Below are 24459 nucleotides of genomic sequence, written 5' to 3'. Positions count from 1 at the left end.
CCCCACTTTCGAAGGATCACGCGCCAAACCAAGCTTCACGCCGGCGACGGCGCACGCCGTGACCGGCGCTGCCTCCGCTTACTGGATCGTGTCGACGCCGCTGGTCGACGAGCCGAAATCGCCGAGCGTGCGGAACGACAGGTTGAAGCCGATATTCTGCGACACCTCCTTGGTGACTGTATCGCGCGTCTGCGAGAACGTCATCACATAGGTGAAGCAGGAATCGTTATAGGCGAAGCCGACGCCGTCCTTAACCAGGACGCTTGTCTCCAGATCGTAGGTGCCGGTGCCGAAGACCCGCCAGCTCTCGGCCAGGTGCGTAGAGGCTCCGAGCGTGACCTCGTGGCGGTCCGTGGCGAAGCCGTAGAGCGGCTGCGCCTGGATGAAGGCATATTTGGCGCTGAGCGAAACCGGCAGGCCGGAATAGGCCGCCTTGATCTCCGCGCGCCTGACCTCGAATGTCTGCTCGTCGAACCGGCCGCTGAGCGAGCCGGAGAAGCCGCTCGGGCTGTTGAAGCCGATGAGGCCGACATAGTCGGACTTGGCGGTCTGCAGGCCCGAATAGGCGCCGACATTGACGAGGTCCGGCGCGTCGAAGGAGTTCTCGCCGCCCAGTTGGTAGGATTGGCCGAAGATGGCGTTGGTGCCCCAGCCGTTTCCATAGGCGCCGGAGTAGCGGAAGCCGACATTGGCGCGCGTGCCGCCTTCGATGCGATCGTAGCCGGAGAACTTGTCGCGCTCGAACAGAGTCGTGGCGTCGAAGACGAAGCTCTGCGCGTCCTCGTTCGGAATGGCCAGCCCGCCGACATATTGCTCGTTCGGCCGCACGAAGATCTGCGCTGTCGGCTCCAGGACATGACTGGAGTTCGACATCGAGAACAGGAGCGGCCAGCGCATCTCCAGGCCGAGCGTGGCCATGTAGCGGGCGAGCGAGGAGCGCATGTCGACATCCTCGCCGAGATTCGCCGCCATCTGGTTGACCGCCGCCAGCGATTCGGATGTGGTCGACACATAGCCGGCGTCGCCACGAAAGGCGAGCAACGGCGTCAGCTGCAGTCCGTCATCGGTGGTGAAGGTGCGCTTCCATTCGGCCTCCGCCGTCAGCCGGCTGGACTGGCCCTCGAGGCCGCGCACGTTGTTGATGGAAGTGTCGTCGAGCGGATCGGCCAGCACCGCGTCCAGCCGGTCGCGGCTGATGACCCGTGCATTGACGTTGAGCGACAACTGCCCGCCCGCCACCGACATGTCGGGGATATAGGCGTAGTCGAACGACGGCAGCACCCAGGGCTGCTTGGCGGAGCGCGCCGTCGGGTCGCTGGACAGCGTGTCTTCCTGCACCTCGAATCGCATTGCCCTGACATCGAAATAATTACGGTCGCTCAGGCCCGTCAGATAGATCGACGACTGGTGGACGAGGTCGTTGTAGCCGTCGATATTATAGGTGCGCGAAAAATTCTTGTCGGTCTGCAGCAGCACGTCCCAGCCGAAGTTCCAGCGCTCGTTGATGGCGAACTGGCCCTTGGTGCCCATCATGCCGCGGAACTTGTTGGGATCGTTTGGCTCTCCCGAATCGACGGTAAAGCGATTGCCCGTGCCGATGAAGGCGTCCGGATCCTGCTGATTGATGCCGGCGATTTTCAGGCTGTACTCGCCATTGTTGAAGCGCTGCCGCCATTCGGCCTCGCCGAGGAAGCCCTGCTTGGTGTAGCCGCTGCCGGTGACGGTCAGGTCATAGGTCGGCGAGAGCGCGAAATAGTAGGGTACTTTGAGGCCGACGCCGAGGTTGTTGTTGTAGACGATGCCGGGGATCAGGAAGCCGCTCTTGCGCTTGACCGTCGGGTCGGCGATCTCGAAGGCTGGCAAATAGGCAAGCGGATAGCCGAAGAACTCGAAATTCGCATTCTCGAAGCGAACCGTCTTCTTCTCGCCGTTCCAGATGATCTTCCTCGCCTTGACGCGCCATGTCGGTGCCGAGTCGGGCTTGTCCTCGCAAGGCTCGCAAGCGGTGTAGATGCCGTTGTGGAATGTGGTCAGCACGCCGCCCATGCGCTCGGCGCTTTCGGCGGCGAAATAGGCCTTCTCGACCGTCTCGACGCGCAGCGCGTTGACGAAGCCGTCGGCGAAATCGTCGGTGATGTCGATGTGCTCGGAATTGATCTTGGTGCCGTCGCTGTTGATGAGCTCGACGGCGCCGCTGGCGACGAGGCGCTTGGTGTCGCGGTTGTACACGACGCGCTGGGCGACGAGCTTGTTGCCGCCATAGTCGATCTGCACGCCGCCGACGGCCGTCACCGTGTGCTTGTCGTTGTCATAGACGAGCGTATCGGCGGCCAGCAGCATCTGTGTGCCGGAGGGAACAGGCTTTGCCGTGATGGTCTGCGCCAGCGCCGGCACCGTCGGTACCACGCAAGCGAACAAACATGCCAAGGCTGTCGCCCCATAAAGGCGTGCCAGGCCGGCCTGCCTATGGCTGCGCAAACCAGCCTCCCTCACTAGCCGTCTTCCTTGTATAGCAGAAAAGTCACCCCGAAGAACATAGCCACGACAACCGGAACCCATGCAGCCACCATTGTAGGCACGAATCCGGCGACCCCGAATGCCTTGACCAGTACCGAAACGACATAAAGCAGAAAGCCGGCCAGGACGCCACCCAGAATCATCGTCGCCGACTGCCCCATCCGCGCAAATCGCATTGAAACTGTTGCCGCAATCAGCGTCATGGCGACGAGGAGGAACGGCAACGCCACCAGCGAATCAAACTGCATGGCGAAGGCATTTGCCTTGAGGCCGAAGGAGCGGGCAACCTCGATCTTTGCCGGCAGTTCGTAGAACGGAATGGTTTCCGGGCGCGCCAGGCGTTCCTGCACGAATTCCGGCTTGAGGTTGGTGGCCACGCGGTCGGAGATCTCGGCACGGATGTTGCCGTCCTTGAACAGCTTGACGTCCTGCAATTCCCAGTAGCCGTCGCGCAGGAAGGCGCGCGCGGCGTCCTTGCGCTCGACGATGTTGCCCTGCCGGTCGAGGACGAAGAATACCGCGTCCGCCATCTCCAGTCCTTGGTTGAGGATGGCGCGGGCGCCGATGATGGTGTCGCCGGAGTTTGTCTTTTGCCTCAGCCAAGGCGTCGTGTCCTCCGCGACGGCGTTCGACTTGCCGGCGCGCAACTGGTTTTCCATCTGCTCCGACCAGGAAAAGCCGTGCGCGGCGATCGGGTTGAGCACGCCGACCGACAACAGGCCGAACATCAGCGCGCCGACGCAGCACGGGAACAGGAACTGCCAGGCCGAAACCCCGGCCGAGCGCGCGATGACAAGCTCGTAGCGGCGGTTGAGCGACACCAGCGTTGCCATCGCCGAAAAAAGCCCGACGAAAGGCACCGTCTGCAGCATGATCATCGGCATCCTGAGCGCCGAAATGGCGAAGGCGGTGCCGTAGGTGAAGCCCGGCAGTCCGGTCGTGCGCCCCGAGAGTTCGGTGAAATCGATCAGGAACACTAGCGCCAAAAGGCCGAGGAAGAACCAGATGGTGATCGACACGTAGCGGAAGAAGAAATAGCGGCCCAGCGTCCAGCCCATCGTCAGGCTCCCTGGCCGGAGGTGCCGCGCCGGGCGAGCCACAGCTTGAGCGCCGTCCAGCCCTCGCTGACGCGGCCGGCGAGATTCGTCATCCAGTCGGCCCAGGCGGCGGGCAGTTCCATGCTCCGCGACGACATGATGAACCAGACGGAGACCGCCGACGCCACGATCGGAACGGCGTAGACCATATAGGCGTAGTACCAGACCTTGTCGGCCTTGCCGGCGGCGAAGAAGCCAAGCCAGCGGACGAAAAGGGCGATTGCGATTGCGGTGATCAGCGGATGGATGCGCGCCTCGCGGTGCGAGCGCGCGTCGCCCGCGACCGCAAGCGCGATCAGCGCGAAGACCAGCGAATAAGACCATTCGGAGAAGCGCTGGTTGACCTCGGCCGTATAGCTGCCCGGATTGCGCTGGTACATCTTGTCGTTGGGATCCGGGTCGAGCAGGTATGGCGTCGTCCGGTCCTTGGGCAGCAGCGTGATCTCGTTCGCCGCCGACATGAAGGCCGAGAGGTCGAAGGCGTAGGAGGTGAAACGGATGACGGAAAGGTCGCCGGTCACCGATTTGCGGTTGATGACGCCGTCATTCATCATCAGCACCTTCTCGTCGCCTTTTTCGACGATGCTGCCGGTTTTTGCGTAATAGGTGAGGTTGGCGCCTTCCTCGCGCGAATCGGCGACGAAGATGCCGCCGAGCTTGTTGTCGGGCAGCCGTTCTCCGATCTGCAGGAACAGGCCGTCGTCGATCTTACGGAAGGTGCCTTCCTGGATGATCAGTGACAGAAGGTCGGCGCGCGAGGCCGCCACCAGCTGCCGGTTCTTCTGCCTGGCATAGGGATCGACGCCGTTGTCGACGGCAAAGGAAAAGACGCTGGCCGCCAGCGCCAGCAGAAGGATCGGCCGTGCGATCGCCCAACGCGAGGCGCCCGCGGCGTTGATCACCGCCAGCTCCGAATCCGTGTTCATGGCGCTCAGCGTCTGCGCCACCGCGACCACCAGCGCGAACGGCACCACGATCGGCACGATCGAGGGGATGATCAGGGCCGCGACTTCGAAGAAGGTCAGCGCCGACTGGCCGCTGTCGGTGACCAAGTCGATCTTGGCGAGCACCTGCGTCGTCCACACGATCGCCAGTGTCCACGCCAGCGCCGCCAGGAACATCGCGGTAGCGCGACGCATGATGTAGCGTTCAACGACCTTCATGAAGGCTTTTCTCGATTGTGCCGAACGGCATCATGCCCGCCGACAAGGTAGTCATCCGCCGACGCCTGCACAACCGGGTCCATAGGCGGCTCATCTGGTTTGTCCTCTCCACGCCACGCGCCCGGCGCGGCGGAGTCTCCGCGTCAATGAATAAGAAATGCGAAACATTGATGGTTAACAACAGGTTGCGGCATAAAGCTTGCGTTCCGCCGCGACGAATCCTTGGTTGGTTTCGGCGCCGATATAGACAGCGATTTCGGCCAAAGTCTTGCCAAATGGCCGAAAACGACCAAATGTCGCGCACGCTTGAAAGCCGGTTCGCGGCGCCTCACCCCGGAAGCAGGATCTGATGACTTCGAGACCTTCGATTGCCTTCGCCAAATTCGCCGCGCCCAAAAAAGGCAGCGTCTTCGTGCTTGCGGCCGACGGCGGCGGCCTTGGCGATGCCGCGAAGGCCTGCGACCCGGCTGGCGCATTGGCGCGCGCGTTTCCGGTCGCCGATTTCTCCGGCAAGTTCGCGAGCTCGGTGGAAGTGCTGGCACCGGAGGGAACCTCTGTCGACCGGCTGGTGGCGGTTGGCGCCGGCAAGGTCGCAAGCCTCGACGACTACGCCTGGCTGAAGCTCGGCGGCGCGGTTGCCGCCGCGCTGCGCAAGGCTGTGGAAGTCGCAGTCATCCTCGATCTTCCGGACTTCCAGCCGGACGGCAGGCAGGCGGCGCACCTTGCCGCCGGCATCCTGCTGCGCAGCTACGGCTTCGACAAATACAAGACCAGGAAGGACAAGGAAGACGGCCAATCCGACGCCAAGGGCGCGGAGAGCAAAAAGGCCGAAACCGCAAAGCCGGCCAAGATAACCATCCACTGCGCCGACCCTTCCGCCGCCAAGAAGGCGTTCGCCGCGGAAGAGGCCGTTATCGAAGGCGTGCTGCTTGCGCGCGATCTCGTCAACGAGCCGGCCAATACGCTCGGTCCGGTCGAGTTCGCCGCTCGCGCGAAGGAACTGGAAGGCCTCGGCGTCGAGGTCGAGATCCTCACCGAGAAGGAGATGAAAAGGCTCGGCATGGGCTCGCTGCTTGGCGTCGCGCAGGGCTCGCCGCGCGGCGCCCGCATGGCCGTCATGCAATGGAAGGGCGGCAAGGCCAAGGACGCGCCGATCGCCTTCATCGGCAAGGGCGTCACCTTCGACACCGGCGGCAATTCGATGAAGCCGGCCTCCGGCATGGAGGACATGAAGGGCGACATGGGCGGTGCCGCCGCGGTCACCGGACTGATCCGTGCGTTGGCCGCCCGCAAAGCCAAGGCCAATATCGTCGGCGTCATCGGCCTGGTCGAGAACGCCGTCGACGGCCATGCGCAACGCCCGGGCGACATCGTCACCTCGATGTCGGGCCAGACGATCGAGGTCTTGAACACCGACGCAGAAGGCCGCTTGGTGCTCGCCGATGCGCTCTGGTACACCAACGATCGCTTCAAGCCGAAATTCATGGTCAATCTGGCGACGCTGACCGGCGCCATCATGGTCGCGCTTGGCCAGCACTATGCCGGCCTGTTTTCCAACAATGACGAGTTGGCCGGCAGGCTTTTCGGCGCCGGCCAAGCGACGCAGGAGCGGCTGTGGCGCATGCCGCTTGGCGCCGAATACGACAAGCTGATCGAGTCCAAGAACGCCGACATGAAGAACATCGGCGGCCGCTATGGCGGCGCCATCATCGCCGCGCAGTTCCTGCAGCGTTTCGTCAAGGACACGCCCTGGGCGCATCTCGACATCGCCGGCACCGCGATGGGCGCGCCGGCGAGCGAGATCAACCAATCCTGGGGCTCCGGCTTTGGCGTACGGCTGCTCGACAGGCTGGTGCGCGACCATTACGAAGGATAAGGCTGTCGTGGCCGACATCCTGTTCTACCACCTGACCGAATCGACGCTTGAGGAAGCCCTGCCGGGCCTGCTCGAGCGCAGTGTCGAGCGCGGCTGGCGCGCGGTCGTGCAGACCGGCACGGAGGAACGGCGGGACGCGCTCGACCAGCATTTGTGGACGTTTCGCGACGACTCCTTCCTCGCGCACGCCACCGACCGCGAAGTCTATCCGGCCGAGCAGCCGATCCTGCTCACCACGGGGGAGGGCAACCCCAACGCTGCCCAGATCCGCTTCCTGGTCGATGGTGCGCACCCGCCCGAGCTTTCGGGCTACGAGCGCGCCGTCTTCCTGTTCGACGGCCACGACGCGGCGCAGCTCGAAGGCGCGCGCAGCCACTGGAAGATGATGAAGGAAGCCGGCCACGCGGTGACCTACTGGCAGCAAACGCCCGACCGTCGCTGGGAGCGCAAGGCGTGAGGGTGATCAGCGGTCGCTCATCGTTGTCTTGTTGATTTTCGTGCCGGGCGGAAGGTCCTTCACCTGTCGGTGGATTTGGCCGGCGATATGCACTTTGACCCTGAAGAAGTCTTCTTGATTTGCTCGACGGACATTTCCCCACCGAGCACGGGTGGCGTTTCAAAGTCGTAACATTCGCCGGCGGCAGGCGCGCTACATCAGCGATGCGGTGGCCATGCGATTTTTGGCGGTATTCGGCTTCTTGTCGCCGACATACTCAACATTCGTATCGATGAGGCGGTCGCTGTCGATGCCAATCGCGGTCATGATGTCCATGATCGCCTTGATCCGTTGCTTGGCCAGGTCCTTGTTCGTCTTTGCCGCATTGGCGCCCGTGATCTCCTTGGCGGCCAATGCCGTCAGTTCCACGTTGCAACGCGAATCCTTGATGCTGTTGGCGAACTTCTCGAGGTCGCGTTTGACCGGGGGTGAAATCACCGAGGATCTGCTGTCGAAGAAGAGGGCGACCTGGGCAGGGCTTCGCTTTTCATACTGCCGGCAGGAGATCCCTTGCTTCGGCAAGGTATACAGGATAGCGCTCCGCGCCTGGTTCTTATCGCTGGCGCTATCGTCGACCCAATGAGAAAGCGCCAGCACCATTTCGGGCTTGACGCCCTGCGCTTTCAAAAACGCGTGTGTGGCGTTCAGCCTTTGGCCGGCAATGCTGTCCGCCTTGTCGTACGCGCCTTCCTTGCTGGCCGTCGCGTAGAGCCGGTAGCCGCAATCGCGACCGGCGTCCTTGACGAATGCCGCCAGCCCTTTCGCGGTTTCGTCGGAAATCTTGCCGTCGCCCTTTTTGAACAGGACGCGGTACGAGTTCCACTGGGTGCACTTCGGCCCGACGTCGCGCTCCTGGGCGGCGGCTGTGAAAAATGCGGCGCTGACGGGAATGATGAAAAGACCCAGGACAAGGCCGACAATACTTTTCATTTCTTTGGCGCCCTTCCACACTGACCCGATCTGTTCTTATCGCACTTCGCACCTCTGATTCGCACCCATGAAAGGTCACGTTCGCGCGATTGGCGGGCTCCCGCCCTTCAGTCCCAGAGGAGCAGCAATTTGCGCCAGAAGGCGTTGGACGGCATCGGCTTCGAACCGCGCGGCAGTTTGATGGCCAGATAGATGGTCAGCCATTTGCGGTCGATCTCCCGGACGGAAACCTTCAAATCGTGCAACTCGAAAGGTTTCGAAATCCGCGTCCATCCGGAGAATGCCAGCGCGCCGACCGGCGCGTCGTTTTTCCAGACCAGCTTTTCCTCCGGCCGGCCCAGCGCCATGGCGAATTCGAACGGCGAGGCATCCTCGTGGGCGATCTCCACCGTAGCGATGACACTGCGGGCAAAGGTCGGGAAAGTCGAATTGAGGGCGGCGACAACCGGGCCATGGATGCTCGGCCGCAAAAAGATACCGCCATTGTCCCCGGCGACCAGCAATGCCGGCAACTCGGACGGATAGTTCGTTACAAGCGCTGCGCGCTTCAGCTCCTCGCCGGTCAGCCGCCGCATGCGTTGACGTTCTTGCGGCGCGTTGAGACGCGGGTGCTTCCCGCCGGTCGAAACCACATTTCGGACCTGAATGCTTGAAAAGCCCCCGAGCACCCGAGCGTCCGGCCGATTGCCGCCGCATCTGACGGCGAGCAGCAGGTCGCGTCTGCCGGGAGCAGGCGAGTGGACGCCCGTTGCGATCTCGCGTGGTTCGTGCGGGCGGCTGACATCGGCCCAACCGTTCCCGTCGCCATCCTCGAGGAGCCGGGCGAGCTGGTCAAAGGTCTGGTTTTCCGCGTCCACGATCGCGATCTGGAACTGCGCCGGTGCGGTCAGTGCCTCATCGAGATAGACCCAGCAGCTGGCGCTGATCGTCCCCGCCGGACAGACGCCCTTCAGCAGCGCCATTGAGACGGTGCCGGCGGTGGCTTGGACAAACAGCTGGTCCGGCGACTGCTCGACATAGCTCAAGAGATCCGCATCGGCAGCCGGATGCGAGCCGACATAGGCGCGGCGCAGGGCTTCGACCGGGAGGTAGCGCTCGCTGTAGAGCGAGGAATGGAGTTCCGGCACTGTTTCTTCAGCGGCGGCGTTGAGCAGTTCGACGACGCCCAGCGTGAAGTCGGACCGTCCGGCGTGAGCGAGCAGCGAAATGGCCGTATCGGCCCTGCCTTCTCGCGCCGCAATCTCGGCCAGCAACTGCACTGCGTCCGCGGAGTTGGGGGAGGCTGAGCTCAGCCGCAGATACCGTTCGTCCTTGACGCGCAGTTCAAGGTTCCAGAGGTTGAGGTCCTTCTCATGATCGGCAGTGTTCGAGCTGATGCCGAGCTGCACGAACATGTCGGTGTGCGCGAACTTGTGCTTTCGAAACACATCGATGATCGGCCGGCGATTCCTCAGCCACTCGGCATTGCGGTTCATGCCGGCCGGCGAAGACCGGTACCAGTACAGCGGCTCCGGCACGGTGACGATTTCCAGACCCGCGAGATCGGCGCGCAGGAAGAATTCCCAATCGCTCGCCGAAAAGCCGCGCTCCTCGTTGAGGTAGCCAACCTTGTCGAACACCTCGCGCCGGAACATCGCATTGGCGTCGCCATACGGATTGGTAATCAGCGCAATGTCCGGCGGACCGCCGACCGGAAAGTAGAGCATATAGCCGCTCTTGGTGTCCGGCGGCACGAAGGGCTCGTTGAGCCATTTGGCGAAAGTCGTGCAGATATCGGCGCCGGACTTTTGCATGCCGGCCACGAACGTGCTGACCGCGTTGGGGAAGAGAGCGTTGTCGTCGTCCAGGAACAGGATAAGGGACCCCTTGGCGGCGCGAATACCGGTGTTGCGCGCTTTGCCGAGGAAGCCGTTCTTCTGCCGGATGATCCGCCAGCCGCGCTGCTCGAACTCGGGCTCGATTTCATTGAGCAGCCGAATTGCATCCGGATCCGTGCTGCCGTCATCGACGACGATCAGTTCGATATTGGGGTAGTCCTGGCGCCGGACCGAGGCAATCGCCTGCGGCAACAGCCGCGCCCGATTGTAGTGCGCCGTGATGATGGATACCAGCGGCGGTCGGCTGCGGTTCCGGCTTGGGCCGTCGGCTCTGGCCGGACGTCGGCACAATTTGACGTGCAGTTTGCTCCAGGCCTTCTCGCGCGCTTCCCGGTCAAGCAACGGTTTTGCCGGACCGAACGAGCGGCTCTCGAGCACGGATTGGATCTTGCCCGCGATCGCGGAGGGGGATGCCTCCACCATGACCGCCTCGGCAGATTCCGGCCGAAGCAGCCCGCGTATGCTGCCGACGTCCGTCGTGACGAACGGAATCTCCTCGTCTAGGCACGTCACCACATCCAGCGGGAGCTGCGCGGCTGAATGCGTGATTGCCACCAGCGCATGGCTTTGCCGCAGGTAACGAAATATCTCGGGCTCGTCCCGGATGGGCAGCAGCTTCAGCTTGAACGGCCACTGCCGGGCGCGCCGCAGGATCATGCCGCCCGAATGCTCGCCGAGCACATGACCAAATGCGCCGACGATGGTCACGGCCAGGTCCGTCACGCCATTCTCGGCCAGGCGATCCAGTGCGTCGCAAAACAGCGTCAGTCCGCTTCGCGTCTTGGTGCCCGAGAAATGAACCACCTCGGCGGCCGGTTTTTCCCGGGGCCGGTAGTGATCGACGGCGAAGTTCGAACGCCACTCCTCGGGCTGCAACGGCGTCGCGATGTGCTGGCTGGCCGGCAGTCTCCACCCCGCCTTGGTCATCCAGTCGAGCAGGGACTGCCCGGTGACGACGAGATGGTCGCAGGTCTCGGCGGAGGTTCTCTCCATATGGGCGACGGTCATCTGCTCCTTGCGTTCGATCGCCCTGGCGTTAGCCTCCAGATCCCACATGAGCGGCCCATGCGCGAGCACCACGAGGATGGGAGGGTCGGCAAAGACACCCGTGCGCTTGGCGACGGTGGGGAAATGCGCCAGCCCGCCTTCAAGCGCGAAATAGACGACATCGAAGGGGTTCTGTTTGAGGTAGTGGTAGACGGCTACGGAATTCTTGTCGCTGGACTCCAGGCCACGCAGCAATTCGGGTGACCGCGGCAGCAGCTCGAGCCGCACCAGGAAATTATCGAAGCTCCATTTGGCGAGCCTGTCGATTTCCTGCTCGTCGGGCTGGCTGCCGAGCGGGCTCGGCACCCATAGCAGCGTGACCGTGTCGCCGATTTTCGCCAGGTGCTGCGCCAGCGCATACGTCGCCGACCCTGGATCAGCGGTCACCGTCGAGCCGAACTCGACTTCGGAAACGACACACACCCTGCGGGGTTTGTGGCTTGACTGCCGCTTAGGCGTAGAGATTGCGCCCGTCTTCGAACCAACCTTCAATCGGTCCCCCTCGATCCTCAGCCGCAGCAGTCTTGCCAACAGGTGGATAACACTTTGATAATCGTCTGACCGGGATAATCAGCGCAAGCCTGTCCAGGCTCCTCGCGCAAACCGTATTGATTGGCGTTCGCATGCTTGCCCATCGACCTCCAAAACACCTTGAGCGGCTGGACCATAGGCCGCTTGACGTGCGCAAGGACGAGATTCTGTGCTTCGTTGCACTGCGCAACGAGAGGACGTTGCTGCCGCATCTTCTCGAACATTATCGAAGGCTCGGAGTCGACCGGTTCTTCTTCCTGGACAACGGCTCGACGGACGGGACGCGAGAACTAGTCCTGGAGCAGCCGGACAGCCATTGTTTCCACACGGAGGGGTCGCATTTCGCCGAGAACATCACCCCGCCGCGATGGATCAACACATTGATGCGCGTGTTCGGTTCCGGCCACTGGTGTCTGTCCGTCGATGCCGACGAGCTTCTTGTCTATCCCGATCTCGAGCGCGTGAGCCTGCGCCGGCTTTTCAATTATCTCGAGTCGACCGGGGCCGAAGCTGTGATCGGATCCATGATCGACATGTACGCGGACGAACCGTTGGCGGAATGCAGCTACGACGGCAGCATCCCTCTGGTGGACGCATCCCCCTATTTCGATCCGGAGCCGGGGTGGCTGCGCGCTCGGGATGGACTTTATCCTCCCGAGCAAATGTTCGGCGGGGTGCGCGAGCGCGTTTTCTGGCGCGGCCGCTTCAAGCAGACCTTTCCACCGTGCCTGACCAAGGTGCCGATCGTGCGGTGGAGCAGGGACACACATTATCACGCGGCGCAGCACACCATCAGCAAGGTGCGGTTCAGCGAACTCCGCGTCGCGCTGCTGCACTTCAAATTTGTTTGGGGCTTCCAGCAGAAATCGGCATCCTCGCTAGGCGAGAATGCGCAACTGAAGGAAAAGACGCTCGAAGAGCGCGCCGCCTATATGGAAGCCCTGGAGCTCAATCCGAAGCTCTCGCTTCGCAACGACCGGTCCGTGCGCTATCGCGGCGACACAGCCCAGCTCGTGGAACTCGGCTGGATGAAAACCTCGGATCGCTACGCCGAATTCGTCGCGACGGGCTGGCCGCGGTTACAGGAAACCGCGGCCAGCTGATCTGACGATCTATTGGCGAAATGCCGCCGGCAATTATCCGCCGTAGCGGCCGCCGCCATCCCCGCCATTGCCGTTCCCACCGCCCCCGGCAAACTGCGACAAGCTGTTCAAAGCAAGCGCTTTGCAGGCCGTTGGCGCATTCGGATAACGATGCAGGTAGTCCTCTAGCGCCTCGATGGTGCCGATCTTGAGGGCCTGCTCGCAGGCGAGCTCGGCTTCCTTGATTGGAGCAACTTCGATTTGCGCTTGCGCCGCATTCGAAAACGCGACGCTCAACCCGAGCAGACTGAGTCCGCCCAGAAGTAGCGACTGTATCTTACGCATTACGCCCACCCTTGCCACTACACACCCCATAGGCTGTTGATACTATTGATTTGTTAGCAATTTGTCAACCATAGCGGAAGAAATCGGCTTGAGAGATGGTTAACTTTGAGCGGCTGCTTGGGCCTGTGAAGGCTATTTCTCGCCGACGGGGCTGAATCGCGTCGTGGCCGCAGAAATGCGGCGCCGAAAAACAGGCGAACAGGGCAGCATGTCGAGTTCAGATTTCGAACGTCCTGCTTTAGTCGCTGAACACCGTCAGCGTCCGAAAGAAGGCGTTGCTCGGAGCACCGTTCGGCCCTTCCGCGAAACGCACCGCGAGAACGATCGAGAGCGGCATCTTGCGCCTGACATTGACCGTCGCCGCCAGGGCGTGGCGCACGAATCTGTCGCGGACCGTCATCCAGCCGGAAAAGCCGATTGTCTGCGCGCCGACATCCTGCTGCCAGTCTATAGGCCGGTCCGGGCGGGCGAGCGCCAGGCCGAACGCGATTGGCGGAGCCTCGGCATGGGCGAGTTCGATGGCGGCCTCTATTCTGCGGAAGAAGGGTGGGAATTGATGATCGATCGATGCGGCGACCGCACCCTCCGCATGCGGGCGCAGGAACACGCCGCCGCCGTCGGGCGCCACCAGCAACAACGGCAGCGCGGCAGTGCGCGGCGTAAGCAGCCTCGCGCCCCTCAGCACGTCGTAAGCGAGCGCGCCTGAAGCGCCGGCCGCCACGGCTCTGCCTGATGCGTCTGGCTGCGGCCTGGCGAGACCGTCTCCAAGCAAGGCGACGGCAGTATCGTGGCGGCCGACCGAAGCGGCGATGCCGGCGAGCGCCTCGATCGCTGCCTCGCCGTTCGGCTCGAGGTCGCTGAGAGCCAGATATTTGCGATCGGCAGGCGTATATTTCAGGTTCTCGCGCGCGCTGTCGACTTCGGAACGCGCCGTGTTCTGCGCGATGGCCATTTGGTGGAGCAGCCGGGTGTCATCGGATCGCAGCGTCCGGAACGCCTCCAGGACAGGCAAGCGGTTGTCGTACCAATTCGACGTGCGGAACATGCCGTCCGGTTTCGACCGGTACCAGTAGAGCGGCTTTGGAATGGGCCTGAGCTTGAGCCCGGCGAGTGACGCCCGCGCGAAGAACTCCCAGTCGTGCATGGCATAGCCGGGATCCTCAAGCCAAAATCCGATCTGCGAGAAAACAGACCGGCGCACCATCGCATTGGCGTCGCCATAGACGTTGTGGATCAGGCCCAGCGCGTCGGGGCCGCCAAGCGGCAGATACTGGATCAGGCCGTCGGCCCGGTCCTCGGGCACGAAATCCTCATAGAAGAGCAATTGGAAGGCCGTGCAGATGTCCGCGCCCGATGCCGCCATGCCACGGACGAAATGCTCGACGGCTTCCGGAAAAAGCGCATTGTCGTCGTCCACGAACAGGATCAGTTCGCCGCGCGCGGCGCGCACGCCGGCATTGCGGGCGGCGCCAAGATGCTTGTGCGGCCGGCGCAGGATCCTCCATCCGCGCTTACGGAAGCCTGGTTCCAACGTATCCAGCAATTGCCTGGCTTCTTCCAGGTCGCTTCCGTCGTCGACCAGCACCAGTTCAAGATTGCCGTAGGTTTGCGCCTCGACCGCTTCGATGGCTTGTTTGAGATAGAGCGGCCGGTTGCGATGCGCCATCACCACCGAAACCAGGGGCGCCGCTTGAGGCCGCTTGCGAATGCGCTTCCGGGCAGCGGGCACATTGCGTGTATCCAACCATGCCTTGCGGCAGGGGGTCATATCGATCCGCCGTGGCCGGGGCGGTTTCTCGAGCGCCGCCAGCATGGCGGCCGCCAATTGCGCCGCGTCGGGCTCGACCAGCGGCGGCTGGCCGGCTTGAGCCTTCCAGGCTTCGGCATTCGCGCCGGCATTGGTTGCAACGAAGGGCAGCCCTGCCGCGGTGCATGCGCCAACGGCCTCGCCGGTCGATGCGGCAAGGCTTGGGACAACGGCCAAGGCGCCGCTGCGTGCGAGGTAGTCGAGCCTCTCCTCGAGGGTCGCGCGCGGCAACAGCTTGAGCCGGAACGGCCAACGTTCGGCGCGCCGCAGAAGCAGTCCGCCGCTGTGCTCGCCCATGATCTTGCCGAATGGACCGAACGCGGTGAGGGTCAGCCCTTCGGGCGCCGATTGCGCGAGGATGTCGAGCGCGTCGCAGAGCAGCGTCAGCCCATCACGAAAGCGCGATCCGGCCAGGGCGGCAAGCTCACGCGCCTTGCTCGCGATGGGTGGCTGCGGCGCTTCGGTCCGGACGGCCCGAAGCGGTGGCGGCAGCACCGTCGCCTTCCGCACCTTCCAGCCTCTCGACAGCATCCATTGGCGCAGGGCGGCGGATGCACAGACCGTCCTATCGGCCATCTCGGCGCAGTACTTTTCCATGTAGGCCGTGGCGATCGCCTCGGTGCTGCCCATGAATGTTTTGTCGGCCTCATGCGCCCATTCTTGCGGAGCGCGGGCAAGGAGGACGATCGGCGGCGTGGCGAAGGCATCGGTCTCGGCCGCGAGCAGGGTGAAGTAGGGCAGGCCACCCTCCAGCGGCGCGTAGACCAGATCGTAACTGCACCGCTCGAGATAATGCAGCAGCGCAGCGGAGCGGCTTTCGGGCGTCGCCAGCGAGGGAAGCAGCTGGTCGGACCGGTCGAGAACCTCCAGTTTGACCGAGGCGGCCCCGAACTCCGCCCGGCGGGCAGCTACCTCGTCCGTGGATGGCACGTCCCGGCCGGCAACCCACAGCAGCGTGGCGTCGTCTCCGTTTTCGGCGAAGAGCCTTGCAAGTTCGCCGGGCGTCATCGCGTCGTCAATGTCGGCGTCGCGCGGGATCGCTTGCGCCGCCACGCAGATGCGGCGACGTTCAACACCCGGCCCCAACGGCTTCAGCTTGCTTCCGACCGCCATTGCTGCTTCCCTTACCGCAATTCCGCTAACAACGCTTTTGCGCTCTGCCTGCCTTCTGGTCGCGCCGGATTTACTTTTCAGTGATCATCCGTCTGCGCCACCGGTAAACCAAGACCATCAAGCGGCGTCTAAAACAACTGTGCAATCAAGCGATTGTTACAAGTTTATCGACACGGCATAACCAATCTTTACGCGTCCCGGCTAACCGTTCACGGCATAGCAGGAGGCGCGAATGAAAACGATATTGAAGTTTCTCGCTGCGCTCGCCTTGACGGGCGCGATGATCTCGACGAGCTCGGCAGACCAGTTGCTGCGTCCGCGCATGAATCTCGGCAAGGGCTACGTCAAGACGATCAGCGGCGACCGCGGCGGCTATGTAATCGACTATGCCATCCGCATGCTGAAGATGCGCCGCAGCGGCGGCTTCGTGCGCTTCAACGGTGCGTGCGATTCGGCCTGCACGCTTTACCTGGCGATGCCCAAGAGCAAGGTCTGCGTCACGCGCAACGCATCGTTCGGCTTCCACCTGCCGTATGGCGCCGGGGCGCGCGGCAACCAGGTCGCTGCCGACTTCATGATGAAGAACTACCCTGGCTGGGTTCGCGGCTGGATCGCCAAGCGCGGCGGCCTGAAGAACTCCGTCACCACCATGACCTATGCGGATGCGAGCCGGTTCCTGCCGACTTGTCCTGCCGAACAGCGTTCGACCATTGCGAGCCTCAGCCCAACGCGCCTGCGCGGCGGTTGAACCCCGCAGCAAGTGCTGGGACACCGACGACGGCGGGTGCTTCAGGGCGCCCGCCGTTGCCGTTTCAAGCGGCCGCTCACATTTGAACGGAGAGGTCGTTTGTGTATGTTCGGGCAAACTCCAACGGGTGTGGCGTGAATGCAGTCTTGTCAGAAGTTCGTGCTGATCGCTTCGCCACGAACCGGTTCTCAAGCGCTCAATCGCCATCTCAACCAATATGACGGGATGGTCCTGCACGGCGAAATCTTCAATCCGAGCTTCGTCGGCTTGCGCCATGACTATCACGAGAAAATCGATCTGCCGCGCGATCGGGTCGATTTGCGAGATGCCGAGCCGCAGCAGTTCATCGCGCGCGTCTTCGACGATCCGTCGGCTCGCTTCGTCGGTTTTCACATATTTCCCGACCAGACGCGCGCGGCCATACTCCCCGTGTTGGAAGATGAAAGCGTCAAGAAGGTCTGGCTTGTCAGGAATCCGATCGCGTCCTTCGTCTCGCTGCTCGAAGCGGAAGCATCCGGAGTATGGACAGTCCATGCCACCGATCGGTTCGCAGCCGACAGCCCGAGAAAGAAGGTGCATTTCGACATAGAACGTTTTAACGCGTTTCTGCGCGAGCTGAATCTGTTTCGCGCAAAGATCAGATCCGTGCTGTTCGAGACCCGACAGCCGTATTTCCCGATCCACTATAGCGATATCGGCGATCCACTGGTTGGCAATGCAATCATTGCCTATCTCGGCGGTTCCCAGCGACTGGACCACTTCGAGACCGAGATCCTGAAGCCGCCGCAGCGGCCTTTCGTCGACCGCATCGAGAATTACTGGGAATTCGTGACCTATTTCAGGGCAGTCTCGACGGACGATCTGTACGCGTTCGGCTGACGTCGGAATGAAGCCGGGTCGGCGCGCAACACGGTCTCAGCTTTCTTTGTTGCCGCAAGCTCGCCGCTTCCAACGCTGATCGGCCCTTTGGCAAACCCATTGTCTTTCAGTGTTTGCGGTTAACCAGTTCTGAAGAGACGTCGTTAACGCACACTTGATTTTGTTGACTCTTTCCTGCCCCGAACCGATTTTGCGCACGGGGTTTGAAAGCTGCCGGCCGTGGTTTCTGGCCGGAGCACAAACTGGCGGTGGGCAATCTCATGAGTATCGGCGGTATGGGCTCGGCGAGCCGGTCCGAGGGCGGCCAGACGGGATCGAGGACGAAACCTGCATTGACGCAGGAACTTCGCTTCACGCGGACGTCCTTGCGCGTCATTTGCACCAGCCTGTGGTTATGGCTTCTGCTGGGCATCTACCGGGCCGTCATCGTCGATCCGCAAACCACATTTCAAGGGGCTCTGGCGTCCATTCCCATGGGATTGGCGGCAAGCTATTACGACCTGATCCTCATCACATCGGTGACGGCGGCAACGCTGATCCTGCTCTTCCTTACAAAGTCAAGCCGGCTCGCATCCGCGGCCGTCGCCTCCCTTTTCTATCTCGTGGTCCTGGTGTCGCTCGGCTGGGGATTTGCCAACATCAATCTCGTCAAGATGCTGGGTGAGCCTTTCACCTTCCAGTGGCTGGTCTATGGCGACTTCCTGCAGAATGCCGACGCCAAGAGCGCGATGGGCGACGCCCTCAACGTGAGGGATGCCGCGATCCTTTTCGGGTCCATCGTCCTGGTGCTGGCCCTCGGCTACGCCGCGGGCAATTTGTGCCAGCGGCTGAGTTCCGCAGGCCACAAGAGATTTCTCATCGCTTTGGTTCTTTGCGTTGGCGCAGCCCTGGTCGGCAGCGGCTATCATGTGCGCGCTCAGTCGCTGCCAGCATCAAAGGTCGACAATCCTATCGTGTATTTCGTTCAGTCGGCGTGGTTCAGTTCGACGCCGGTGACTTTTGCGATGAGCGCCGGCGGCAATGATCTCGATGTCGCCAGCGTTGGGGAACGTCCGGCGGAAACCTCAAGCTTCAAGGCGCCGACGCCAAATCCGATCAAGAACGTGCTGGTTTTCATGATGGAGTCGGTGCCGTCGAAATACATCGAGACCTTTGGCGGCCAGTATCCGATCACGCCGAACATAAAGAGCTATGCCGGAGGTTCCATTCGGTTCGACAAGATCTATGCGCATGCGCCGTCCACGCACTACTCGATCTTCTCGCTGCTGACCTCGATGTACAACGACATCTCATTCTACGGGATGACTGCCAAATATCCGTACCTGCCGCTGGAGACGATCTCCAACACCCTGTCCAAGCACAATTTTCGCACCGGGTTCTTCTGGAGCGCCGATTCCCGTTTCCAGCGTGTGGACGAGTTCCTGCTCAACAAGGGACTGGACGTCATCCAGGACTATCGGGGGCAGAAATGCGCCACCCCGACCTTCAAGCTCAGTACCGAGCAGTGGAAGAACATGGACTACAACAGTGACCTCTGCACGGCCCAAACGATCATCGACTGGATGAAGAAGGATCCGCAGAAGCCCTTCTTCGGCGTCATGTTCACGGCGATGACGCATTATCCGTATATCACCGGCAGCCCGATGTTCTCGAAGATGGTGCCTTCCGCCAAAGACATCGGGCCGGTGCACTACGTCGATGACGAAAAATTCAATGCCTATCTCAACGCCCTGAAGGTCGGCGACGCAGCGTTCGGTGAAATCCTCGATTCACTGAAGCAGTCCGGCAAGCTCGATTCGACGCTGGTTGTCGTCCTTGGCGATCATGGCGAGGCGTTCGGAGAACATGGCGACTACGTCCATGCCACCGCAATCTACGACGAGAACGTCCACATTCCGCTGATAATGATCAACAAGCACCTTTTCCATGACGAAGTCGCGCATCCGGTCGGCGGCATCGTCGATATCGCTCCGACGATCATGGACATACTAGGGCTGCCTTTGCCCGAGCAGTGGCAGGGCCGCAGCCTGTTCAGCGAGCAACGGCCAAACAGGACCTTCTTCTTCAATCCGTGGGCCGGCTCCTTGCTCGGTTATCGCGATAATGATCGAAAGGTGATTTTCAACGCTACCACCGGCAAGGTCGAGGAATACGACCTTAAGGCCGATCCCGGCGAAAAGACGAACCTATTCGACGAAGGCTTGAGCGATCGAACGGCGCTGCTGCAGCCGATTGCCGGCTGGGTGCAATCGCAAAAGCGGCGCATAGCCACACTTGTCGCCAACGCGGCCGGAGACGCGGGGCGCTGCACAGCCACAAGCTTGGAGATCGACGCGGCCGGCACCGACTACCAGGGTCAGCCTCGTTTCGACGTCTTCGCCGACGGCAAGCGCCTTGGCGAGATCGCCGTCCAGGGCAAGGAGAGCAAGGCGTCGACAGGCGAGCAGCGCGTGGCGGAACTGACGGAGGCGGCCGTCGAGGCGCAACCGTTCCACATCGACCTTAGCGGCGTGCCCAATCCAAAGACGATCGAAATTCGTTATGTCAACGACCAGTGGGCCGGAGAGGGCCGACCCGGCGATCGCAACCTTTTCATCAAGAGCATCAAAGTGAACGGGCAGCTTGTGCCCAACGGCAAGCTGCACGTCGACGAGCAATCCCATGGCTACACCGACGACAGCGGAACCGCCATGTATACCAACGGCTCGCTATGGGTCAGCGGCCCGTTTATCGAAGGATGCATGTAGGGCAGGGCATCGGCGGCAGCGCTTCGCTTTACAGCTTGCCCTCCGGCCGCCATTCCCGCCGGTACCAGTCGACGAATTTCGCCAGTCCTTCCTCGATCGGCACTTTCGGCTTGAAGCCGATGTCGCGCTCTAGCTGGCTGGTGTCGGCAAAGGTCTTCTCGACATCGCCGGGCTGCATGGGCAGATCCTCACGGATGGCCTTCACGCCGAGCAGCCCTTCCAGCGTCTCGATGAAGCGACCGAGATGCACCGGCTGGCTGTTGCCGATGTTGTAGATGCGGTGGCGCTCGCGGCCGGCCGCCGGCGGCTTGTCGAGAACCGCAATCACGCCCTCGACAACGTCGTCGACATAGGTGAAATCGCGCCACATCTCGCCGTGATTGAAGACGCGGATCGGCTTGCCGGAGAGCATCGCCTCGGTGAAGATCCAGGCCGCCATGTCCGGTCGTCCCCAGGGGCCATAGACGGTGAAGAAGCGCAGGCCCGTCTGCGGCAGCCCAAAGAGATGCGAATAGGTCGAGCTGATCAGCTCGTCCGCCTTCTTGGTCGCCGCGTAGATCGACACCGGATTGTCGACGCGGTCGGTTTCCACGAACGGCACCTTGGTGTTGCCGCCATAGACCGAGCTCGACGAGGCATAGACCAGATGCTTGATCTCGGGCGATGCACGGCAGAGCTCCAGCACCTCCAGGTGGCCGGCGATGTTGGCGTGGATATAGGCGCGCGGATTTTCGAGCGAATAGCGCACGCCCGCCTGGGCGCCGAGATGCACGATGCCGCTCAGCAGCGTTCCCTCGAGATTCGCCGCCAGCGCGCCCGGCTCGGCTATGTCGAGTTGGCGGAACGAAAATCCGTGCCGGCCGGAAAGCCTGGCGAGCCGTGCCGCCTTCAATGCCGGGTCGTAGTAGGCGTTCATGCAGTCGACGCCGACAACGGCGTCGCCGCGGGCGAGCAGGCGCTCGCAGACATGGCTGCCGATGAAGCCGGCGGCTCCGGTCACAAGGATGGTCATGCGCGGACCTCGGATGAGGGCAGGGGCGGGATCATTTCCGTCTCGGGGCTTTCTTGGCTTGCGCGGGCGGGCTCGGCCAACGCCAGCCATCGCCTTCGCCAGGCGCGGGCTGCGGGCGCGCCACATAAGCGAGCGAAACATTCGCCTCGAGATAGACGCGCGACAGCATCTCGGCGAGCACGCCCGACGTTACCATCTGCAGGCCGGCGATGACCAGGAAGAAGCCGGTGAACAGCATCGGGCGCGTTCCAATGTCCTGTCCGAAAAACACTTTCAAGCTGAACAGGTAAGCAAGGATCAGCGAGCCGAGCACGCCGAACACGATGCCGATCCCGCCGAAGAAATGGCCGGGCCTGGTGCGGTAGCGCATGAAGAAGAACATGAAGACCAGGTCGAGCACCACGCGGAAGGTGCGCGAGATGCCGTATTTCGACTGGCCGTGGATGCGGGCGTGATGCGTCACCACCTCCTGGGCGATACGGCGCGGCGTCGTCACCGTCGCCAACCAGGCCGGGATGAAGCGATGCATTTCGCCATAGAGCCTGACGCTGCGGATGACGCTGCCGCGGAACACCTTGAGGCTGCAGCCATAGTCCTTCAGCCGAACCCCGGTGACGCGCGCGATCAGCGAGTTGGCGATGCGTGACGGCAGCCGGCGCATCCAGAAACCCTCCTGGCGGTTCTTGCGCCAGCCGGCGACGAGGTCGAGGTCCTCGGTCAGCAGTCGATAGACCATGCGCGGTATGTCGAACGGATCGTTCTGCAGGTCGCCGTCGAGCGTCGCTATGACATCGCCGCGGGCAGCGTCGAGGCCGGCCTGCATGGCCGCCGTCTGCTTGAAGTTGCGCACCAGCTCCACAGCGTGCACATGCGCACCGTATTCGGCCGCCAGGCGGCGAATTTCGTTCGGCGTGGCGTCGGTGCTGCCGTCGTCCACCAGCACCACTTCCCAGGGCTGGCTGTAGTTCTCCATCGCCTGGTGGATACGCACGATCAGCGGCTCGACGTTGTCGGCCTCGTTATACATCGGGATGACGATGGAAAGCTGGTGCTCGGGCATGACGGCACCGGCAGGCAGCCCCGACTGAGGAATGGGAAGCATGTCCATGGCGGTCATTTCCTTGCGGGTCCCGTAGCCGGCGTCTCCGGCAGCGTCGATTTCGAGGGAAACAGCCAGGCGATCGCACCGGTGGCAACGGCCGAGCAGAGGATGAACAGATGCAGCGCCAGCGCCGCCTGCAGCCCGTCCTTCATGGCGATGCCGGAATAAAGCAGTGCGGCCGCGGCTCCCGCCTCGTAGGTACCGAAGCCGGCGACGCCCTGCACCGGCAGGATGGCGGCGGCCTCGGCGCCGACGGCGCCGGGAAAGGCAGTCTGGAAGGAGGTGCCGAGCAGCATGGCGAGCAGCCATCCCTGCACGGCAAGCTTCAGCGTCCAGTTGGCGACCGTCCACCACCAGCCGTAGCGGGAGCGCCCCGTGGCCTCGGTGAAGATATCGCGCAGCTTGCCGAGCTTCGACACGATGCTGCCGCGCCCGGCCCAGTCATGCGGCGCGCGCGCCCAGCGCGGCAGATACCAGGCGGAGGCAATCAGCGCTGCTATTCCCGCGGCCCTGAGCGCCGGGTGAAGACCGGGCCACACCAGGCACGCGAGCACGCCGACGACGAAGGCGTCCTGCAGCCTGAACCACAGGAGCGAAGCGCCGGCGCGCACGATCGAGATGCCGAACACCTGCCGCAACAGCAGCGGGAAAGCGGTCTCGCCGCCGCGGAACGGCACCACGTTGATCATGGCGTTGTGAATGAGGATCACGCGCAGGCAGGCGCCGAAGCGGCCGTTCACCTCGTCGCGGAACTCGTCGCAGACCCGCAGCGCGCGCAGCACATAAGTGACGAACAGCGCCAGCGTCACCGCAGCGAAGGCGCCGGGCGTGATGCTGGCGAAGGCGTCGCCCACCATCTTCCAGCGCGAGTCTGCCGCAAGCCAGGCCAGCAGCGCCAGGGTGACGATTATCGAGAATGCTTTTTTCAACCAGTTCTCCGAATGGCGCCGACCGCCGCACTCCGGGTAATTGCTTCGATTTCGAAATCGGGCGCACGGAAGGGGACGGCTCCAGGCCGCCGGCTCCCTTGCCGGCTTCCAATGGCCTGGCGAGGCGCCAAGATTCCGAGCCCTTCCGTGGTCGCCGGCCCGTTCAACGTTTCTGCTCCATCATAAGCGGCCGATCCTATAAACCAGCGGCTTGCCCATCCACAAGCTTTGGCGCGGCCGCAATCACCGTTCGCGGGCGATCCTGGCTCGCTGCGACGGGAAGGTTGACACCATTCCTCGAGCGGCAGTTAATATCACGTGGGGGCGGTAGCTGCGCATTGGGATCGAATACCCAATCTGGGTAGTGACGCCAGATCGAAAGGCGTCGTCGACATGTTATCGCTCATCATTCCTGCAGTTCGAAAAATATTGCCGTCCAGACCAGCGCGGAGCGTGAGGTGCCGTCGTTCTGCGCGGCGCGCGGACCTGATGCTTCTGCTCTTCTGCGGTGGAGTGGCGCTGTCCGGCGTTGCTCACGCAGCCGGCGCTGGGTCTCCGGCAGCGGCACAAGCAGGCACCACGCCGACGGCATTTGAGTTGCAGTTGTTCTATGCCGACCGCACCTGGAACTGGGAGGACGGAGCCGCCTATTTCGCCCAGGACAGGCGCATGCGTGCCTGGACGTCCAAGCTTGGTTCAACGTCCTTCGCCGAAGGTACATGGCATCTCAGCAATGATGGCAAGATGTGCATGGAGCTCGTCTGGCGGTCCACGGCCTATACGGCACAGCCCATCCGCACCTGTTTCAGCCATCGCGTCCTGAACGGGACCGTCCAGCAACGGAGGGATCCGGATGGCCGGTGGTACAGCTTCAGGCACGCTTCGGACAATTCGGCCGACGAGCTCAAGAAAATTCAGGCGGGCGATACCAGGAGCGTCGATTTCGAAAAGGCCCGCAAGCTGGTCGATCCCAAGAGTTAGTCGCTGCTGAAGCACGTCCAGAAAGATGCCTAGAGCGTCGGACCATCAGATTGAATCGCGAAGCATTCCGCTGATGTAAGGTTTGTGATTCACTTCCTTGTGGAGGTGATTTGCCATGCCCAAGCCCTATTCGCTCGATTTGCGTGAACGTGTTGTGCGGTTTGTCGAGGCGGGCCATTC

17 protein-coding genes are annotated in these 24459 nt (G+C 62.6%); 7 read left to right on the top strand and 10 right to left on the bottom strand.

What is annotated here, in order from left to right:
• Positions 1 to 78 precede the first annotated feature (78 nt).
• Genes CK224_RS08580 through lptF form a run of 3 tightly spaced genes read right to left on the bottom strand, consistent with a single transcriptional unit; the run spans position 79 to position 4777 of the window.
• Positions 79 to 2493, bottom strand: a complete 2415-nt coding sequence (locus CK224_RS08580; protein WP_176477888.1) for an LPS-assembly protein LptD — start codon at positions 2491 to 2493, stop codon at positions 79 to 81.
• Complete coding sequence (gene lptG / locus CK224_RS08575; protein WP_095781486.1) at positions 2493 to 3575, bottom strand: LPS export ABC transporter permease LptG; 1083 nt, start codon at positions 3573 to 3575, stop codon at positions 2493 to 2495. The genes CK224_RS08580 and lptG overlap by 1 nt, the downstream gene beginning before the upstream one ends.
• A gap of 2 nt (positions 3576 to 3577) precedes the next feature.
• Positions 3578 to 4777 (bottom strand): LPS export ABC transporter permease LptF, encoded by a 1200-nt coding sequence (lptF, locus tag CK224_RS08570; protein ID WP_095781485.1) that lies wholly within the window; start codon positions 4775 to 4777, stop codon positions 3578 to 3580.
• A gap of 349 nt (positions 4778 to 5126) precedes the next feature.
• On the opposite strand from lptF, the gene CK224_RS08565 reads away from it, so the two are divergent.
• Both CK224_RS08565 and CK224_RS08560 read left to right on the top strand, forming a co-directional pair.
• A complete protein-coding gene (locus CK224_RS08565) occupies positions 5127 to 6653 on the top strand; it encodes a leucyl aminopeptidase (protein WP_095781484.1) in 1527 nt (508 codons plus the stop codon).
• Positions 6654 to 6660: 7 nt separating this feature from the next.
• Positions 6661 to 7110 carry a DNA polymerase III subunit chi gene (locus CK224_RS08560; RefSeq protein ID WP_095781483.1) on the top strand — a complete coding sequence of 150 codons (450 nt, stop codon included), beginning with the start codon at positions 6661 to 6663 and terminating at the stop codon, positions 7108 to 7110.
• 192 nt (positions 7111 to 7302) lie between these two features.
• Here the strand turns inward: CK224_RS08560 and CK224_RS08555 are convergent, their stop codons facing one another.
• The gene (locus tag CK224_RS08555; protein ID WP_095781482.1) at positions 7303 to 8079 is read right to left on the bottom strand and encodes an OmpA family protein; all 777 of its coding nucleotides are present in this window, start codon (positions 8077 to 8079) and stop codon (positions 7303 to 7305) included.
• Between the two features lie 107 nt (positions 8080 to 8186).
• A complete protein-coding gene (locus tag CK224_RS08550; RefSeq protein WP_141245794.1) occupies positions 8187 to 11390 on the bottom strand; it encodes a DUF6212 domain-containing protein in 3204 nt (1067 codons plus the stop codon).
• Positions 11391 to 11683: 293 nt separating this feature from the next.
• Here CK224_RS08550 and CK224_RS08545 point away from each other — a divergent pair, with 293 nt between their 5' ends.
• Entirely contained in the window at positions 11684 to 12637 is a 954-nt protein-coding gene (locus tag CK224_RS08545) for a glycosyltransferase family 2 protein (protein ID WP_176477887.1), read from the top strand.
• 33 nt (positions 12638 to 12670) lie between these two features.
• Here CK224_RS08545 and CK224_RS08540 read toward each other — a convergent pair whose 3' ends face one another.
• Together CK224_RS08540 and CK224_RS08535 are read right to left on the bottom strand one after the other, a co-directional pair.
• Positions 12671 to 12961, bottom strand: coding sequence for a hypothetical protein (locus CK224_RS08540; protein ID WP_127215833.1), 291 nt, complete (start codon positions 12959 to 12961; stop codon positions 12671 to 12673).
• A gap of 238 nt (positions 12962 to 13199) precedes the next feature.
• On the bottom strand, positions 13200 to 15881 hold the full coding sequence (locus CK224_RS08535; RefSeq protein ID WP_095781479.1) for a DUF6212 domain-containing protein: 2682 nt from the start codon (positions 15879 to 15881) through the stop codon (positions 13200 to 13202).
• Positions 15882 to 16113: 232 nt separating this feature from the next.
• On the opposite strand from CK224_RS08535, the gene CK224_RS08530 reads away from it, so the two are divergent.
• The 3 genes from CK224_RS08530 to CK224_RS08520 all read left to right on the top strand — a co-directional run bounded on the left by CK224_RS08530 (position 16114) and on the right by CK224_RS08520 (position 20255).
• Positions 16114 to 16629, top strand: coding sequence for a hypothetical protein (locus tag CK224_RS08530; protein ID WP_245299612.1), 516 nt, complete (start codon positions 16114 to 16116; stop codon positions 16627 to 16629).
• A gap of 138 nt (positions 16630 to 16767) precedes the next feature.
• Positions 16768 to 17508 carry a sulfotransferase domain-containing protein gene (locus CK224_RS08525; RefSeq protein ID WP_095781478.1) on the top strand — a complete coding sequence of 247 codons (741 nt, stop codon included), beginning with the start codon at positions 16768 to 16770 and terminating at the stop codon, positions 17506 to 17508.
• 332 nt (positions 17509 to 17840) lie between these two features.
• Positions 17841 to 20255, top strand: a complete 2415-nt coding sequence (locus CK224_RS08520) for a sulfatase-like hydrolase/transferase (RefSeq protein WP_176477886.1) — start codon at positions 17841 to 17843, stop codon at positions 20253 to 20255.
• A 28-nt stretch (positions 20256 to 20283) separates the two neighbouring features.
• Here the strand turns inward: CK224_RS08520 and CK224_RS08515 are convergent, their stop codons facing one another.
• From CK224_RS08515 to CK224_RS08505, 3 genes are read right to left on the bottom strand one after another with little or no spacing between them, the layout of a single operon-like run.
• Positions 20284 to 21267, bottom strand: a complete 984-nt coding sequence (locus CK224_RS08515) for an NAD-dependent epimerase/dehydratase family protein (RefSeq protein WP_066995743.1) — start codon at positions 21265 to 21267, stop codon at positions 20284 to 20286.
• A gap of 31 nt (positions 21268 to 21298) precedes the next feature.
• A complete protein-coding gene (locus tag CK224_RS08510) occupies positions 21299 to 22375 on the bottom strand; it encodes a glycosyltransferase family 2 protein (protein WP_066995901.1) in 1077 nt (358 codons plus the stop codon).
• A 5-nt stretch (positions 22376 to 22380) separates the two neighbouring features.
• Positions 22381 to 23298 carry a lysylphosphatidylglycerol synthase domain-containing protein gene (locus CK224_RS08505; RefSeq protein ID WP_095779161.1) on the bottom strand — a complete coding sequence of 306 codons (918 nt, stop codon included), beginning with the start codon at positions 23296 to 23298 and terminating at the stop codon, positions 22381 to 22383.
• A 393-nt stretch (positions 23299 to 23691) separates the two neighbouring features.
• On the opposite strand from CK224_RS08505, the gene CK224_RS08500 reads away from it, so the two are divergent.
• A complete protein-coding gene (locus tag CK224_RS08500) occupies positions 23692 to 24279 on the top strand; it encodes a DUF995 domain-containing protein (protein WP_176477885.1) in 588 nt (195 codons plus the stop codon).
• Positions 24280 to 24459: the final 180 nt, after the last annotated feature.

Source organism: Mesorhizobium sp. WSM3862, from assembly GCF_002294985.1.
In the GTDB taxonomy this organism is placed as follows: domain Bacteria; phylum Pseudomonadota; class Alphaproteobacteria; order Rhizobiales; family Rhizobiaceae; genus Mesorhizobium.
The sequence above is the reverse complement of the archived record's forward strand: the minus strand, read 5'-3'. Positions and strand labels throughout refer to the sequence as shown.

Coding starts and splice junctions, on each gene's coding strand:
- lptG (WP_095781486.1), bottom strand. CDS start 3,575: ATGGGCTGGACGCTGGGCCGCTATTTCTTCTTCCGCTACGTGTCGATC.
- lptF (WP_095781485.1), bottom strand. CDS start 4,777: ATGAAGGTCGTTGAACGCTACATCATGCGTCGCGCTACCGCGATGTTC.
- CK224_RS08565 (WP_095781484.1), top strand. CDS start 5,127: ATGACTTCGAGACCTTCGATTGCCTTCGCCAAATTCGCCGCGCCCAAA.
- CK224_RS08555 (WP_095781482.1), bottom strand. CDS start 8,079: ATGAAAAGTATTGTCGGCCTTGTCCTGGGTCTTTTCATCATTCCCGTC.
- CK224_RS08540 (WP_127215833.1), bottom strand. CDS start 12,961: ATGCGTAAGATACAGTCGCTACTTCTGGGCGGACTCAGTCTGCTCGGG.
- CK224_RS08535 (WP_095781479.1), bottom strand. CDS start 15,881: ATGGCGGTCGGAAGCAAGCTGAAGCCGTTGGGGCCGGGTGTTGAACGT.
- CK224_RS08530 (WP_245299612.1), top strand. CDS start 16,114: ATGAAAACGATATTGAAGTTTCTCGCTGCGCTCGCCTTGACGGGCGCG.
- CK224_RS08525 (WP_095781478.1), top strand. CDS start 16,768: ATGCAGTCTTGTCAGAAGTTCGTGCTGATCGCTTCGCCACGAACCGGT.
- CK224_RS08515 (WP_066995743.1), bottom strand. CDS start 21,267: ATGACCATCCTTGTGACCGGAGCCGCCGGCTTCATCGGCAGCCATGTC.
- CK224_RS08510 (WP_066995901.1), bottom strand. CDS start 22,375: ATGGACATGCTTCCCATTCCTCAGTCGGGGCTGCCTGCCGGTGCCGTC.
- CK224_RS08500 (WP_176477885.1), top strand. CDS start 23,692: ATGTTATCGCTCATCATTCCTGCAGTTCGAAAAATATTGCCGTCCAGA.